The following is a 15084-nucleotide window of genomic DNA, read 5'->3' as shown; positions in this document are numbered from 1 at the left end:
GCAGGACAGTCCTGCTTATTCCTCATTCAAAAAAGCCACCAGCCCGGCCACAGCCCGTGCCCGATGGCTGATGCGGTTTTTTTCGGCCCCGCTCATTTCGGCAAACGTGCGGCCGTCGCCCTCGGTGGGGGCAAACACGGGGTCGTAGCCGAAGCCGCCGGTACCTCGCCGGTCTTCCGTAATAATGCCGGCCACCTCGCCCGCAAACTCGTGCATGGTGCCATCGGCCCCGGCCAGCGCCACTACCGTGCGGAAGCGCGCCGAGCGGTCGGAGTGGCTGGCCAGTTCCCGCAGCAGCTTGGCCACGTTGTCTTCGGCCAGGCGCTGAGGGCCGGCATAGCGGGCTGAGTACACGCCGGGCTCGCCATTCAGGGCCGTCACTTCCAGGCCAGTGTCATCGGCGAAGCAGGCCACGCCGTAGTGCTGGCGCACGTATTCAGCTTTCTGGCGGGCGTTGCCTTCCAGCGTGTCCTGGGTTTCGGGCAGCTCCTCGTGGCAGCCGATGTCGGCCAGGCTCAGCAACTCAAGGCCGGCCGGCAGCAGCGGGCGAATCTCATCGAGCTTGTGGGCATTGTTGGAAGCGAAGCAGAGGCGCATCTTGGTGGAGTTATTAATGAGGCCACAAAAGAACGTCATGCAGAGCGCAGCATCTTGCCCGCCGCCATTAATCCGAAGAATTGGGTTAGTGACGGCGGGCAAGATGCTGCGCTCTGCATGACGTTCTGTGAAATGAAACGCGCCTAACAGTTTCCGCTCACCGGAACATCGACTTAATGGTGCCCCAGGAGCGCTGCACGGCGCTGGGCGTGCCGGCCAGTACGGTCAGGTAGCTCTGGTCGGCCCCGGGGCCGCGCACGGTGAGGCGGTAGGTGTAGGGCCCATTGCCGGCCGAGGGCGGCGCGGGCGTGGTGCCGCCGGTGGTGCGGTACACGTTGGCGTCGAGGTATTGGTAGTGCCGCATGCCGGTGGCAGCGGTGGTATTTACTACGGTGTAGCTGGTTTCGGTCGCGCCCTTGCGGGCCAGCTCGAAGCCGGTGACGTCGGTTTCAGAATTTACTTCCCAGTCGACCCGCACGAGGGTGCCGGAGTAGGCCGCCGTGAAAACCGTGAGCGTGGCCGCGTATACCACGGCAGCGCTCCACAGCACCAACAGCAGCGCTACGGGGCCGGAACGGCGGAACAGACGGCGAACGAGTACAGGTTTCAGCACACGCAACGGGCCGGCCCTGAGTGCGGGCCGAATTCAAATGTACAACCTTTTCAGAAAGCCAACAAGCTCAGCCGCACGGGGTGGCGCGGCTGGCTGTGGCGAAAATATTGGACGAAGAGTTGGGTATTTCCGAGCTAAGCCGTACTTTTGCAGTCCCTTCCGCAAAATCGGCAGGGTTCAACCGGTAAAACCGACCTCTCGATATGAAAAAGGACACCCACCCCGAGTACCAGGAAGTCGTATTCCAGGACTCCTCTTCGGACTTTAAGTTCATCACGCGCTCGACGATGAAGCCGACCGACACCATCACGATGGAAGACGGCAAAACGTACCCGCTGGTGAAAATCGAAGTAAGCTCTGCTTCGCACCCCTTCTACACGGGCAAAAACATGTTCATCGATACGGCCGGCCGTGTGGAGAAATTCCGCAGCCGCTACGCCAAGAAGGAGCAGAACAGCGCCAACAAAGAATAGCTTTTTGCTGGGGGCTATTAGCCGTTAGCTTTATAAGAACTCCTTTCGGTTTCGCCGGAAGGAGTTTTTTATTGGTCCTTAGCCAAGCCGCCTGCCGTAAATTTGGGTCTGTTTTAAAAGAAGCTAACCGCCAACGGCTATTAGCGAATAGCTTAAGAAAAATGCACGTTCTCCTCTTCGACGACCCGGCCATTCGGCCGCACCTGCTGCCTTTCACCTTCACCCGGCCCGTGGGAGCATTGCGTTGCGGCATCCTCACCATTGCCGAGAAGTGGCAGCGGCACCTGGCCGCGCCCACCGTGGGCTACCTCACGCAGCCTTACCTGCAAGCCAAGTTCCCGGTGTGCGCCGATGGCGTGGTGACCGGTCCGGCGCTGGTTATCAACGGGGCCGTGTGCCCCGATGCGGTGCTGGTGAAGCAGGTGCTGGCGCTGCAGCCCGGCCAAGGCCTGTATTGCGATGAGCTGCTGGTGGCCGCCCACCTTGCCGATGCCTCGCTGGTAGCCGAGCTAGTGCAGGATGGGTTGAAAGAGGAAAAGCAGGTGGCTGAGCCGGTGACGGTGATTGACCGGCCGTGGCAGCTGTTTCTGCGCAACGGCGTGGAAATCCGCCGCGACTTCGCGCTGCTTACCAAAGGCCGCACCTCGCAGCCGGTGAATGATGCGCATACCATTGTATATGGGGCCGAAAACATCTTCATCGAGGAAGGCGTGAAAATCCGGGCCGCGATTCTCAATGCGGAAGACGGCCCGATTTATTTGGGCAAAAACTCACAAGTGCACGAGGGGGCAATCATCAAAGGGCCGCTGGCGCTGTGCGAGGGCTCCCACATCAATGCCGGAGCCAAAATGCGCGGTGACAACACCGTAGGTCCATTCTCAAAAGTGGGCGGCGAAGTGGGTAACAGCATCCTGCTAGGCTACTCGAACAAGGGCCACGACGGCTACCTCGGCAACTCCGTCATCGGCGAGTGGTGCAATCTGGGGGCCGATACCAACACTTCGAACCTCAAAAACAACTACGCGCCCGTCAAAATCTGGAGCCACGCCGCCAAGCGCTTCGTGGACACCGGCCAGACTTTTTGCGGCCTGATGATGGGCGACCACAGCAAGTGCGGCATCAACACCATGTTTAACACCGGCACGGTGGTGGGCGTGGGGGCCAATATCTTCGGGGCCGGCTTCCCGCGCACCTTTATCCCGAGCTTCAGCTGGGGCGGCGCGGCAGGCTTCGAAACCTTCAAGCTGCCTAAAGTGAACGAGGTGGCCGAGCGCGTGATGGCCCGGCGAAACCTACCGTATGATGCGGTAGAGCAGGCGATTATGAAGGTGGTGTTTGAAGCGACGGAAGAGGATAGGGTTTGGGAGAAGGTGAAGCCGTAATGAGTAAGATTTTGATTGGTTTCTGCTGCTTCATGCTATCGGTGACGGTAGTGTTGGGATTTATTGATTCGTGGATTTCTGGCTTGTTGCGGCTCGCAGTTTCTGGTGTCGCGGTATTTCTACTGCTTCACCTACTGCACAAGGAAGCGCACTGGCAAACCAAAGTCTTTAGTGCTATAGGTATAACCTTTTTGGTGATTATCATTTCAATTGGGGCTGATTTCGTCTTGCATCATTAGTAGACAGTGGTATTATGACCTTCGCCGACATCCCCAACCAGTCCGCCGTCAAAGCCCTGCTGCGCCAGTCGGTGCAGCGGCAGCACGTGGCGCACGCCCAGCTTTTCCGGGGGCAGGAGGGCGGCGCGGCGCTGGCCCTGGCTCTCGCCTACGCCCAGTTTCTGAACTGCGAAGACCGCGCCGCCGATGCCGACGACAGCTGCGGCCACTGCCCGGCCTGCACCAAAACCGCCAAGCTGGCCCACCCCGACCTGAACTTCATCGTGCCCGTGACCACCACCAAAACGGTGACCAAGGACGCGGTGAGCAGCAAGTTCATGGCCGAATGGCGGGCCTTTGTGCTCGACAATCCTTACCAAGGCCTCAACGACTGGATGCAGCACATTGGGGCCGAAAACAAACAGGGCAACATCTCGAAGGATGAAGCCGTGCAGATTCTGAAGCTGGTGAGCCTGAAAGCCTTCGAGGCCCGCTTCAAAATCGTGATTTTCTGGCTGCCCGAGCTGATGCACCCCGCCGCCGCCAACGCCGTGCTGAAGCTGCTGGAAGAGCCGCCGCCCGCCACCATCTTTCTGCTCGTGAGCCACGCGCCCGAGCAGCTGCTGCCTACTATTATCAGCCGGGTGCAGCCGGTGGTGGTGCGCCCGTTTTCGGAGGACGACATCACCGCCTACCTGCGCGACGAATACCAGGTGCCCGAAGTGAAAGCCCGCCAGGTGGCCCAGCTGGCCGAAGGCAGCCTCGGCGCGGCCATCGCCAGCCGCGACGCCAACGCCGACCACGACTACTTCGAGTTTTTCCGCGACTGGATGCGCCTGTGCTTCAGCTACAGCAGCAAGGCGGCCGATATTCTGAAAAAGAGCGAAGAATTCCAGAAGCTGGGTCGCGAGAACCAGAAGGAGCTGCTGAGCTATTCGTTGGGCCTGGTGCGCAAGGTGCTGCTGTTCGGCATTGACCCGAAATTTGTGCCGCATCTGGCCAATGGTGAGCAGCAGTTTGTTACCGGCTTCGCCAAATTTGTGACCCCGCGCAACGCCGATTTATTAACTAAAGAGCTGACCGACGCCCACTACCACATCGAGCGCAACGCCAACGCCAAAATGGTGTTTGTAGATAGCTCGCTGCGTTTGGGTAGCCAACTCCGTTTGGCCCAGTAGCTTACCATATTGATTTGTTAACTGATTTACTGTTAACTAATAACATAATGACCATTCGCCTCGCCACCCGTGCCAGCCGCCTCGCCCTTTGGCAGACGGAGCACGTTGCCCACCTGCTGCAAAAAGCCGGTTTCGAAACCGAAATTGTGCCCATGCAAACCACCGGCGACGCCGTGCAGGACCGCAGTCTGGCCAAAATCGGTTCTAAAGGTGTGTTCACTGAAGAGTTGGAAGCCAGCCTATTGCGCGGCGAAACCCACCTCGCCGTGCATTCGGCCAAGGACGTGCAAAGCAGCATCCAGCGCGAGCTGGAACTGCTGGCCTTCCTGGAGCGCGAGCAGGTGAACGACGTGGTGCTGAGCTTCGACGAGCATTTTTCGCTCGATAAGCCCGGCATCGTGCTGGGCACGAGCAGCACGCGCCGCAAGGCCCAGCTGCGCCGCTTCTACCCCCACGCCGAAACCGCCGAAGCCCGCGGCAACCTCCAAACCCGGCTGCGCAAGCTTGAAGAAGGGCAGTTTGATGCCTTGGTACTAGCCTTCGCCGGTGTGCACCGCATGGGCTACGAGCACCTAGTGCGCCACACGCTGCCGGCCCACCAGTTTGTGCCCGCCACCGGCCAGGGCAGCATCGCCATCGAGTGCGCCGCCGACCTGGACCAAGCCCTGAAAGCCCGCCTCAAAGCCGCCCTCGACCACCCCGCTACCCACACCTGCCTGCTGGCCGAGCGCGCTTTTCTGCACACCATGGAGGGCGGTTGCAGCATCCCGTCCTTCGCCCTGGCCACCCTCGAAGGCGGGCGGCTGCGCCTGCACGGCGGCCTCATCAGCCTCAACGGCGAAGAGTACGTGGAGGAAATCCAGACCGTCGAAACCGCTGCCGAAGCCCGCGCTTTGGGCGTATCGGTGGCCGATGCCGTGCTGGGACGCGGCGGCCGCGAAATCCTGGCCAGCATCCGCGAGCACCGCGGCTAAAGGCATGCCGCCCGGTCGCTTGGTCGGGGCCTGCAAATCCGTGTAGTTTTGGGGCCTTATCCCCGCATTCCTGATTTATCTTTTATGAAATCCTTTCTTTTTTCCTGGGCTGGTACCGTGTTTCTGGCCCTGCTGTGGCTGACCTCTCCCTCATTCGCGGCCGATAAGCCAGCCAAGCCCGCTAAGCCCAAGGGCAAGGATGAAGTCGTGACCATCACCACGGCGCAGGGCGTTATTCGCCTGGTTTTGTTTGATGACACGCCCTTGCACAAGGCCAATTTTCTGAAAAAAGCCCAGAGCGGATTCTACAACGGTACCTCTTTCCACCGCATCATCGAGGGATTCATGATTCAGGGCGGCGATGCCAACTCCAAGGATGCCGACCCCAGCAACGACGGCCTCGGCCAGCCCAACGAAGGCACCATTCCGGCCGAGCTAGCGCCCGGCCACCAGCACAACTACGGGGCCGTGGCCGCCGCCCGCATGGGCGGCCCGGCCGGCACGCCCAGCAGCATCACCCAGTTTTATCTGGTTGAAAACCACGGCGGAGCCCACTTCCTCGATGGCCAGTACACCGTTTTCGGCCAGGTAATCCAGGGCCTCGATGTGATTGATAAAATTGCCAAGCTCCCCAAAGATGGCCGCGACCATCCGCTGGGCGACGCCAAAATGACCATGAAAGTGGAGAAGGTGAAGCGCAAAAAAATCACGAAGGAATACGGCTACACGTATCCGTAACTGATTGATTAAAAGCGGCTGTCAGGTGGTAGTGGCTGGAATTGACTACAGGTAATAACCCATTGCAGTGGAGCACCGCATGAAAATCCTTCTCACGGGTTCCAACGGCCTACTCGGACAGAAGCTGGTGGCCTTGTTGCGGCAGCAACCTGACGTGGCTTTGGTGGCCACATCGCGAGGGGGCAATAAACTGGCGGGCTTATACCCTGATGTGCGCTTTGTAGCGCTGGATGTGAGCGACGCCGCCCAAGTGCAGCAGGTGCTGGCCCATGAGCAGCCCACGCACCTCATCCACACAGCCGCCATGACCAACGTGGACGAGTGCGAGCTCAACCGCGAAGCCTGCTGGCAGCACAACGTGACGGCCGTCGAGAACCTGGTGCAGGCCTGCGCCCGGCAGCGTATTCACCTCACGCACCTCAGTACCGACTTCATTTTCAGTGGTGAAGCCGGTCCGCTGGCCGAAGACGCCGCCCCGGGGCCAGTCAATTTCTATGGTGAAAGCAAGCTGGCCGCCGAGCTGGCCGTGCGGGCCAGTGCGGGCCCGTGGGCCATTGCCCGCACCGTGCTGGTCTACGGCGTGGCCCACGACTACGGCCGCACCAATATCGTACTCTGGGTCCGCGATTCTCTGCGCGCCGGCAAGCGCATTAAAGTAGTAGCCGACCAGTGGCGCACGCCCACCCTGGCCGAGGACCTGGCCCAGGGCTGCTGGCTATTGGCCCGGCAGTCTGCTCAGGGCATCTACCACATCAGCGGCGCGGAAATGCTCACGCCCCACGCCATGGCCCTGCGCGTAGCCGATTATTTTGGCCTTGATGCCGGCCTGATTGAGCAGGTAGATGCTACTACCTTCACGCAGCCGGCCCGACGGCCCGCCCGCACCGGCTTCACTATCGACAAAGCCCGGCATGGCCTTGGGTATCAGCCCCACACCTTTGCCGAAGGTATTGCCCTGGTAAGCGCCCAAAACGAAATCAGCGCGCGCTAGCACTTAGCCCACAGGCGGGCATTATTCTCTAAATCGGACAAAAAAAACCCGCCGGGGCAGACGGCGGGTTGAAGCTCAGCAGGGGTAGCCGGTGAGCGGTAGATACTGGATTATGGGTAGAATATGATACCAGATAGGGTAGTTAGGGACTGGAAATTAAAAAGCAGGAAAGGCGGAATAGCGGCGGAAATGCAGGCTTAAGCCTGGGGCCATACTCCAACCAGAAGCCCTCCGACCAAAACCGCGGTGTGACCCAGTAACGCAGCTTCGCCCAAGGCCCGGGGCACTACCGTTCCGTCAGGAGTGACGAAATCGATGCCTACGGAGATGGGACGAGTGGCTTCTTTCTGGGCTTTTGGCCGGCGAGGAGTGCTTAACGATGGGTAGATGAGCAGGTACATAAGGATATAGATAAAACGGGGGTAGAAAAAGGTGCGCTGCTCGGGAGAGTAACGAGTGTTTCTTATTAAAAGCAATACAATGTTACGGCCACTGTTTTGCCTATAAAAGGACATAATGGCCCTGATTGTGACATCGAAAAAGTATTGTATTAAGGTGAATTATATCAATTTTTGATTGATAAAATCATATTTAAAGAAATACAAGCAGATTGGTATTGTCATTAAATACATGGTATTCAAAATGATGTACGTGATTAATGCTGGAACTATATTGTTATAAAAAGTGCTGAAATGCGACATCGCATGAATCACTTAATCCCTGCTCAAGCATTAAGTAAATTACACCTATCCTTACTAGGGGCTAAGTTCTTGGATTTGGCGAACGGCTCAGGGTATTGAGACTTAATAAGCTTATGGTGAGAAGCAATGATGGGAATAATAATGCCCACCAGGCACTGGGCTCACTGCGCACTGTGGCGAGCAGTCGGCCCCAGCTGGCTACCTCCGGGGGCAAGCCAATTCCCAGAAATGACAGGGTGCTTTCCAGGCCCAGCAGGCCCGCTACACTTAGTGGTAAGGCGGTGCGAAGCGGGTGCATGGCATGCGGCAGGGCATGTCGGAACCACACTTGCCGCTCCGAAAGTCCGGCCGCTCGTGCGGCTTCTACAAACGGCAGCTGGCGGACACGCAGCATTTGGGCCCGCACCAAACGGGCCAGTTGGGGCCAGGTAGTCAGCACCAGCACCGCCAGCAGGCCGGAAGTCGACAGGCCAATGCTGGCGACAACTGCCACTACTACAATCAGGCGCGGAATGGTGTCGAGGGCCGTGGCCGTACCCATTACCAACGCATTGACTGGGAGTGGCCAGGCTGGCAATGTGCGGCTTTGGAAGTTCGTCAGCAAAGCCAGGAACACGCCGGCAAATCCCAGTCCCAACCCCAGTACGGGGGATGGTAGTTGCAGACTCCACCAGATACCGCCCGCGCTCATTAGCCAGTAGGGCAAGGGAACCCGGGCCGTATTTCCCCAGAAGCCGGCGGCAGCCCCGGCCAAGCCCCCAACCAATGCTGCCAGCAGGGCGGCCGGCAAGGTGAGCAGTACGGCTGTGCGAGCACCAAATACCAGCGTGCTCAGGACATCGCGCCCCTGTGGGTCGGTGCCGAGCCAGTGGCGGGCGGCGCTGAACGGGGGCACGGCCATGTTAGCTAAGTCGGGCACGCCGGGCGGGTAGGGCAGGGGCAGCAGGGGCGCGGCTGCTGCCAATAGTACCAGCAAGGCCAGCCAGCCCAATGCCAGCCGCTGCAGCCAAGTGGGGCGGAGTGCGGTCAGGACTGCCAACGGATGCGGGGGTCGGTCCAGAAATAACAGAGGTCGGCGAGGAGCAGGGCCAGCAGGCGAACCGCGCCGGTGAGCAGTACGCCGCCAATCAGCACGGGATAATCGCGGGCGGCGGAAGCTTCGGCCAGCAGGCGGCCCATGCCGGGTAGGGCGAATACCACCTCCACCACCACGGCCCCGGCCACGAGGGCCGGCAGAAATTCGGCAATCTGGGCGATGGTGGGCAGCAGGGCGTTGCGCAGTGCATGGTGCCGGACCACGGCCGCTTCGGAAAGGCCTTTGGCGCGGGCCGTGGTGGCGTAGGCGCTGCCCAGTTCCTGCTGTATGGCGGCGGTGAGCTGAAGCGTGAGTTCGGGCACGGCCGTGAGAACCAGGGCTGACACGGGGAGAATTAAATGCAGGAGGGTGTCCATCAGATGCTGGCCCGCATCCATATCTAGGTCGCTTGACTGGCCGAAACCATAGGCGGGCAGCCAGTCCAGCACGTCGGGGTTGGCGAATACCAATAGCAGTACCAGGGCTACCACAAAGAGCGGCAGCCCGTGCACGGCTACCAGCACCACGCGCAGGGGGCGCTGCCACCACGAAGCCGTGGCCAAACGCTGGGCCAGGGCCAGCGCGCCCAGCACCGCGAGCACGGCCGCTGTGCCCGTGAGCGGCAGCGTGAAAGCCAGGGCGTGACGCAGGCGCCCGGCCACGCCTTGGCCCGTTCGAAACGAGATGCCCAAATTGCCGTGCGCCAGGTTCCGCAGCCACTGGTGGTACTGGTTGTGGCGGCCGTGCCAGCGCCAGGCCGGCACTCCGGCGGCCGGAGTCGGCTCGTGGCTCACGTAAAAAACGGGTAAATCGAGGCCAAAGCGCTGGCGCAGGGCTTGCAGGGCAGCCTGCTGGCTTTGGGGGAGCAGGGCGGGGCTGGTGCCCGTTTGGCTGGCGGCATCGGGCAGGGCCAGGCGCAGGGCGGTGTCGAGGTCGTGGCGACTCAGCAAAAATACGGCCGAGGCCAAGGCCCAGATTGCGAAGAAGGTGCGGACCAGACGCCAGAAAATAAAACGGCCCATGCGCTACGCCACACTGGCATTTAGGGCTCGACCACGATTTCGCGCGAGACGCAGTGGCTGGCTACGCAGGCCTGCGAGCCGTAGCCGCGCATGCTGAAGCGCACCGAATACGTGCCCGGCCGGCGGAAAACGTGCTGGGCTGTGCGGGCCTGTACGATGGTGCCATCGCGAAAGTCCCAGATAAACTGCACGTTGCGACAGGTAAGGAGCTGAGCCTCGGGCGAATCGAAAGACACGGACTGACCCACGCGCACGCGGGTGGCCGAGGCGGTGAAATCCACGATGTCCTGCTGCACGAGGTTGACGGGGATGTACTTCTGGCCGCGCCGGATTTCGCCGGTTTTGTCCACGATGACGTCGAGCTCGACCACGTAGTTTTTGCGCTCCTTGTAGCAATGGCTCACCGTGGGACCGGTGAGGGTGGTGCCGTCGCCCATGTGCCACTGGTAGGTGAAGGGGCCCGCGGGCTCGTCGATGGACGGGCGGCCGTCGAGGTCGACGCACAACATGCGCGGCAGGGGCGGGCCGCAGCCCACGCTGGTGGTATCGCCGGCCTGCTGGGCCTGGGCGGCAAAGCCCGCTAAGGCGAGCAGGCCGGCCAGCAGCGCGGTTTTGGCGGAAATAATGGCTGGTGAAAAGCGCATATCAGGGGGGCGGCTAGAACTTGTTGAGGCGCTGCATGACCTCGCGCAGGTAGGTCTGGCCCACGGGGATGTGCTTGCCTTCTACGATGACTGAATTGTCTTCGAGGGCCTGAATGCGATTGAAATTGACAATGAACGAGCGGTGCACGCGCACGAAGCGGTTGCTGGGAAACTTCTCCTCCACGGCCTTCATGGTGCTGTACACGATGAGCTTGCTCTGGCCCGTGACGATGTGCACGTAGTCGCCGAGGGCTTCCACGTAGCGCACTTCATCAAAGCCGACGCGCACGAGCTTGTTGTCGACTTTCACGAAGGTGAAATCAGCGTCGGCGTCGGGCGCTTCGATGGCGTCGGGGGCAGTAGTGGACGCGCGGCGCTCGGCCATTGCCAAGGCTTTTTGGGAGGCTTGCAGGAAGCGGGCGTAGCTCACGGGCTTCACCAGGTAGTCGACCACGGCGTGCTCGAAAGCCTGCACCGCGTAGTCTTTGCTGCTGGTGATGAGCACCACCAGCGGCGGCTGCTGGAGCATGCCCAGCAGCTCGATGCCCGAGAGCAAGGGCATCTCCACGTCAAGAAACAGCAAGTCGACGGGCGCGGTGCGCAGCGACTCGGCGGCTTCGATGGGGTTGGTGAAGCTGCCGACGGCCGTCAGAAATGGCGTGTTGTTGATGCAGTTGAGCACTATCTGAACCGACAGCGGGTCGTCATCAACCACTAAGCAACGCAGATTAGAAACAGCCATGAAAAAACGAAACAGTGGGAGTTTTGGTAACGAATGTAGGGCGTACCGTTCAGTTTTCAAGTTCCGGCCCGCTCCTCCAGTTGCGGGTACAGCTCGGCCAGCTGCTGGCGAATGGTGTCGAGCAACGGTTCGCAGTAGGGCAGGGCCGGGTGGCGCGCGGCGCGCTCCAGCTCGTCGAGCTGGGTGTGCAGCACGGGCACGCCGAAGTAGGCCACCTGGCCCTTGAGCTTGTGGGCGGTGCTGGCCAGCGCGGCGGGGTCGCTGGGGCAGGTAGCGGCCATCAGCGCCTCCAGGGCCGGGGCTTCGGACAGAAAAGTGCTGATGATTTGGCGCAGGAAACCTTCGTTGCCGCCGGCCAGCTCTTCCAATAGGTGCCAGTCGGGCCTGAGTGTTGGCGGATTGGCGGATTGGCGGATTGGTGGATTGGCGGGAATCTGTTTTTCGCTGGCGGTGGGCGTTACTTCGGCGCCGGTGGTATTGCGGGCAGTAAAGTGTGCCAGGCGGGCGTAGAGCACGGCCGGTTCGAAGGGCTTGGCGAGGGTGTCGTTCATGCCGGCGGCCAGGGCCAGGGCACGGTCTTCGGGCAGCACGGAGGCGGTGAGGCCGATGATGGGCAGTTGGCTGGTATCGGGAAAGTGCTGGCGGATTTCGCGGGTGGCACCGTAGCCGTCGAGTTCGGGCATCTGCACGTCCATCAGGATGGCGTCGAAGGGCTGGGCCGCGCCCGCGACGGCCTCCACGGCCAGGCGGCCGTTGTCGGCGATGGCGACCTGCACGTTCCAGGCTTCGAGGGTTTTGCGGGCGACAAGTTGGTTGAGGGCGTTGTCTTCGGCCACCAGCACGCGCAGGGCGGGCTCGAAGGGCGTGAGCAGGCCGGCGTGGGCTTCGGGCTGGGCGGCGCTGGCATCGGCTACTTCGTAGGGCAGCTCGAAGAAAAACTCGGAACCCTGGCCTTCCTCGCTGGTCACGCCGAGCTGGCCGCCGTGCAGCTGCACGAGGTTGCGCGCAATGCTCAGGCCAAGGCCGGTGCCGCCAAACTCACGCGTGGTGGAAGTATTGGCCTGCGAAAAATCCTCGAAAATGGCCCCCAGCTTGTCCTGCGGGATGCCAATGCCGGTATCCCGCACCGCGAGGCGGATGAGTGACTGAGTTGCTGAGCGACTGAGTGAATCCGCTTGGTCCACTTTTTCTACCGTCACCGTGACGCCGCCGGCGCGGGTGAACTTGATGGCGTTGCCCACCAGATTCACCAGCACCTGGTTCAGGCGCACGGGGTCGCCGAGCACGGCGGCGGGCACGTTGTCGGCCACGTTCACCGTCAGAAACAGGCCCTTGCTCTCAGTGGCAAACTTGAACATGGCCCCCAGGCGGCGCACGGCTTCGGGCAGGCGGAAGGGCACCTGCTCCAGCGTGAGCTTACCGGCCTCCATCTTCGAGCTGTCGAGGATGTCGTTGATAATCACCAGCAGGTTTTGCGACGACGATTCGATGGCCGTGAGGTATTCGGCCTGCTCGGTGTTAGGATGGGTGGCTTGCAGCAGATTGGTGAGGCCAATCACGGCGTTCATCGGCGTGCGGATTTCGTGGCTCATGTTGGCTAGAAACTGCGCCTTGGCCCGGCGCGAGGCCTCGGCCGCGTCGCGAGCCACCACCAAATCGGCGTTGATGTCTTCGATGTGAGCTTTCTGCTGACGCAGCTCGGCGGTGCGTTCCAGCACCGTGCGCTCCAGCACATACTGCGTGCGGCGCAGCGTGCGCTCGCGGAAGCGCACCACCCCGTAGGCCAGTGCGGCCAGCGCCAGCAGTGCCAGCGTGCGGAACCACCAGGTACGCCATACCGGCGTGGCAACGCCAAACGCGGCCGTTGCCACCGGGCTCCACGGGCCGGCATTGCCGCGCCGCACCCGCGCCTCAAACACGTACTGGCCGGCATCGAGGCCCGGGAATTGGGCTTCGCCGGCCGTGCTGGGACGGCTCCATTCATCGGAAAGGCCGCGCAGGCGGTGCTGGTAGGTGAGGGCGTCGCCGGGATTGAGGCTAATGCCTTGGAAAGTAAAATTGACGCGGTGGCGGTCGGCCGACAGTGTGCCCAGCGCATCGAGGGTGCGGGCTTCGCCGTCGACTTCAACTCCGGTGATGGCCAGGCCGGGCCGGCGGGATGTCGCCAACTGCCGGGAGGCGAATTCGTCAACACGCAATATGCCGGCGCGGGTGCTTAGCCAAGCCGTAGCCGAAATGTTAGTGAGGGCCGCTGGGCCAAGCAGGTCGCGTACCAAGGGGTCGTCGGTCGCCGCTAGCGGGGTGAGGCGACGGGTACGGCAATCGAGCCGCGACAATTGCTGCCGGTGTACCAGCAGCATTTGCGGGCCGTCGAGGGTGGCCAGCGGAAGCAGATTGTAGGTGTATTGTGCGGACAGGCCGGCAGAGGCAGGTAGGGGCTGCCAAGCTTTTGAGGGCTCGCGGAAAAACACGCCGTTGCCTTCGGTAGCCAGCCAGAGGCGGCCGTCGTCATCTTCGGCAAAACTGGTAATATCGAGGCCTGTATGCGTGAGGCGGTAGACGGCGAATTTCTGAGTGCGGGGCTCGAAGGCAGCTAAGCCAGTGTCGTGACTGCCCACCCAGATGCGGCCGGCGCGGTCGGCCAGCAGGGCCGTCACGGTGTTGTGCAGCAGGCCCTCGGCGGTAGTTAAGTGGCGCAGGGGCCGGGCCGGGTCGGTGGGCAGGTTGTAGAGGCCGTTGGCGGCGGTGCCTATCCAGAGGCCGGAAGTAGGAGCGTATGCAAGGGCCGTAACGTTGATATCGGGACTGTTTGATAGGCCCGGCACAGCATGATAAACCGAATCGGGGGCGGCCGCCACATAAAGTCCTGTCGCTGTGCCGACCCAGAAACCGGGCCATCTTAAACCGGGTCCTTTGAATGAGACTGGGAAAGGCAATAACGCCTGTACTACCTGTCGTGGGAGGGCAGGAGCATCGTGCATTGACTGCACCTTATCATCAAGGAAAAAGAAGAGCCGCTGGCCTCCGATAGCTGCTAAAGCAACCGAGTGCTCATCGGGGTTTTTCGTGGCCAGCACGGGCCACTGCCCCACCGGACCCGGCAATTGGGGTTCCAGCCGCAGGTGTCGGTCCGAGTGCCGCAGCAGGCCCTGGCCGGCGGTGCCCAGCCAGGCGTTGCCTTCGCGGTCTTCGAGCAGGCAGGTGGCCTCGGTACCTTCGGGCAGGCGCAGGTGGTAGCGGCGCAGGTAGCGGCCGATGGCGGCGGTATCGACGGGCGGCGGGCCGTCGGCGGGCAGGCGCAGGCCAGCGGGCACGGCACTACGCTTAGCCGGGCTGAATGCGCCACTGGCCATTTTCTTCACCGAAATGCCGCCCTGGTAATGGCCCACCCACAGCCGGCCGGTATTGGGTTCCTCGCGGAGCGACACCACAAAGTCTTCGGCCAGCCCGTCTTTTTTTGTGAAGGTGGTGAACTGTGTGCCATCGTAGCGCACGAGGCCCTCGCCGGTGCCCAGCCAGAGGTAGCCCTGCCGGTCTTGCAGCAGCGCGTACACGAAGGCCGGCCGAAACCCTTCAGTAGGGCTAAACTGGCGCAGGTAGGCCTGCTGGGCGCTGGCCGGCCGCGTCCATAGCAACAGGAGGCTGAGCAACGCCAACAGCACGAGGCCCAGCCGGCGAATGTAGAGAAAGCGGAGAAGTAGTTTCAAGCAGAAAACGCCACTTGCCGAATGGGCAG

At 61.7% G+C, this 15084-nt stretch carries 13 protein-coding genes; 6 read left to right on the top strand and 7 right to left on the bottom strand.

Going from position 1 to position 15084, the window contains the following annotated elements; all coding sequences use genetic code 11:
* Nucleotides 1–15: 15 nt before the first annotated feature.
* The gene (rdgB, locus tag ACYVM5_RS05690; RefSeq protein ID WP_460617165.1) at nucleotides 16–597 is read right to left on the bottom strand and encodes a Maf family protein; all 582 of its coding nucleotides are present in this window, start codon (nucleotides 595–597) and stop codon (nucleotides 16–18) included.
* 157 nt (nucleotides 598–754) lie between these two features.
* The gene (locus ACYVM5_RS05685; RefSeq protein WP_460617164.1) at nucleotides 755–1210 is read right to left on the bottom strand and encodes a hypothetical protein; all 456 of its coding nucleotides are present in this window, start codon (nucleotides 1208–1210) and stop codon (nucleotides 755–757) included.
* Between the two features lie 203 nt (nucleotides 1211–1413).
* Between ACYVM5_RS05685 and ACYVM5_RS05680 the strand changes: the two genes are divergently transcribed.
* The 6 genes from ACYVM5_RS05680 to ACYVM5_RS05655 all read left to right on the top strand — a co-directional run bounded on the left by ACYVM5_RS05680 (nucleotide 1414) and on the right by ACYVM5_RS05655 (nucleotide 7164).
* Nucleotides 1414–1683, top strand: coding sequence for a type B 50S ribosomal protein L31 (locus ACYVM5_RS05680; protein ID WP_196294405.1), 270 nt, complete (start codon nucleotides 1414–1416; stop codon nucleotides 1681–1683).
* 161 nt (nucleotides 1684–1844) lie between these two features.
* On the top strand, nucleotides 1845–3065 hold the full coding sequence (locus ACYVM5_RS05675) for a GlmU family protein (protein ID WP_460617163.1): 1221 nt from the start codon (nucleotides 1845–1847) through the stop codon (nucleotides 3063–3065).
* A gap of 253 nt (nucleotides 3066–3318) precedes the next feature.
* On the top strand, nucleotides 3319–4461 hold the full coding sequence (locus ACYVM5_RS05670) for a DNA polymerase III subunit (RefSeq protein ID WP_460617162.1): 1143 nt from the start codon (nucleotides 3319–3321) through the stop codon (nucleotides 4459–4461).
* Nucleotides 4462–4508: 47 nt separating this feature from the next.
* Complete coding sequence (hemC, locus tag ACYVM5_RS05665) at nucleotides 4509–5435, top strand: hydroxymethylbilane synthase (RefSeq protein ID WP_460617161.1); 927 nt, start codon at nucleotides 4509–4511, stop codon at nucleotides 5433–5435.
* 84 nt (nucleotides 5436–5519) lie between these two features.
* Nucleotides 5520–6173, top strand: a complete 654-nt coding sequence (locus ACYVM5_RS05660) for a peptidylprolyl isomerase (protein ID WP_460617160.1) — start codon at nucleotides 5520–5522, stop codon at nucleotides 6171–6173.
* A 79-nt stretch (nucleotides 6174–6252) separates the two neighbouring features.
* Nucleotides 6253–7164, top strand: a complete 912-nt coding sequence (locus ACYVM5_RS05655; RefSeq protein ID WP_460617159.1) for an SDR family oxidoreductase — start codon at nucleotides 6253–6255, stop codon at nucleotides 7162–7164.
* 762 nt (nucleotides 7165–7926) lie between these two features.
* Here ACYVM5_RS05655 and ACYVM5_RS05650 read toward each other — a convergent pair.
* From ACYVM5_RS05650 to ACYVM5_RS05630, 5 genes are read right to left on the bottom strand one after another with little or no spacing between them, the layout of a single operon-like run.
* Entirely contained in the window at nucleotides 7927–8904 is a 978-nt protein-coding gene (locus tag ACYVM5_RS05650; RefSeq protein WP_460617158.1) for an ABC transporter permease, read from the bottom strand.
* Nucleotides 8892–9962: an ABC transporter permease gene (locus ACYVM5_RS05645; protein ID WP_460617157.1), complete on the bottom strand. Its 1071-nt coding sequence runs from the start codon at nucleotides 9960–9962 to the stop codon at nucleotides 8892–8894. The genes ACYVM5_RS05650 and ACYVM5_RS05645 overlap by 13 nt, the downstream gene beginning before the upstream one ends.
* Nucleotides 9963–9982: 20 nt before the next feature.
* On the bottom strand, nucleotides 9983–10606 hold the full coding sequence (locus tag ACYVM5_RS05640; RefSeq protein WP_460617156.1) for a PKD domain-containing protein: 624 nt from the start codon (nucleotides 10604–10606) through the stop codon (nucleotides 9983–9985).
* Nucleotides 10607–10619: 13 nt separating this feature from the next.
* Complete coding sequence (locus ACYVM5_RS05635; protein WP_460617155.1) at nucleotides 10620–11348, bottom strand: LytR/AlgR family response regulator transcription factor; 729 nt, start codon at nucleotides 11346–11348, stop codon at nucleotides 10620–10622.
* Between the two features lie 56 nt (nucleotides 11349–11404).
* The gene (locus ACYVM5_RS05630) at nucleotides 11405–15055 is read right to left on the bottom strand and encodes a hybrid sensor histidine kinase/response regulator (RefSeq protein ID WP_460617154.1); all 3651 of its coding nucleotides are present in this window, start codon (nucleotides 15053–15055) and stop codon (nucleotides 11405–11407) included.
* Nucleotides 15056–15084: the final 29 nt, after the last annotated feature.

The sequence above is a fragment of the Hymenobacter ruber genome (assembly GCF_054783255.1).
The sequence above is the reverse complement of the archived record's forward strand: the minus strand, read 5'-3'. Positions and strand labels throughout refer to the sequence as shown.

What these genes read in the sequence shown, in the direction of transcription:
- ACYVM5_RS05675 (WP_460617163.1), top strand. Translation starts at nt 1,845, where the DNA reads ATGCACGTTCTCCTCTTCGACGACCCGGCCATTCGGCCGCACCTGCTG.
- ACYVM5_RS05660 (WP_460617160.1), top strand. Translation starts at nt 5,520, where the DNA reads ATGAAATCCTTTCTTTTTTCCTGGGCTGGTACCGTGTTTCTGGCCCTG.
- ACYVM5_RS05680 (WP_196294405.1), top strand. Translation starts at nt 1,414, where the DNA reads ATGAAAAAGGACACCCACCCCGAGTACCAGGAAGTCGTATTCCAGGAC.
- ACYVM5_RS05635 (WP_460617155.1), bottom strand. Translation starts at nt 11,348, where the DNA reads ATGGCTGTTTCTAATCTGCGTTGCTTAGTGGTTGATGACGACCCGCTG.
- ACYVM5_RS05640 (WP_460617156.1), bottom strand. Translation starts at nt 10,606, where the DNA reads ATGCGCTTTTCACCAGCCATTATTTCCGCCAAAACCGCGCTGCTGGCC.
- ACYVM5_RS05655 (WP_460617159.1), top strand. Translation starts at nt 6,253, where the DNA reads ATGAAAATCCTTCTCACGGGTTCCAACGGCCTACTCGGACAGAAGCTG.
- ACYVM5_RS05645 (WP_460617157.1), bottom strand. Translation starts at nt 9,962, where the DNA reads ATGGGCCGTTTTATTTTCTGGCGTCTGGTCCGCACCTTCTTCGCAATC.
- ACYVM5_RS05670 (WP_460617162.1), top strand. Translation starts at nt 3,319, where the DNA reads ATGACCTTCGCCGACATCCCCAACCAGTCCGCCGTCAAAGCCCTGCTG.
- hemC (WP_460617161.1), top strand. Translation starts at nt 4,509, where the DNA reads ATGACCATTCGCCTCGCCACCCGTGCCAGCCGCCTCGCCCTTTGGCAG.
- rdgB (WP_460617165.1), bottom strand. Translation starts at nt 597, where the DNA reads ATGCGCCTCTGCTTCGCTTCCAACAATGCCCACAAGCTCGATGAGATT.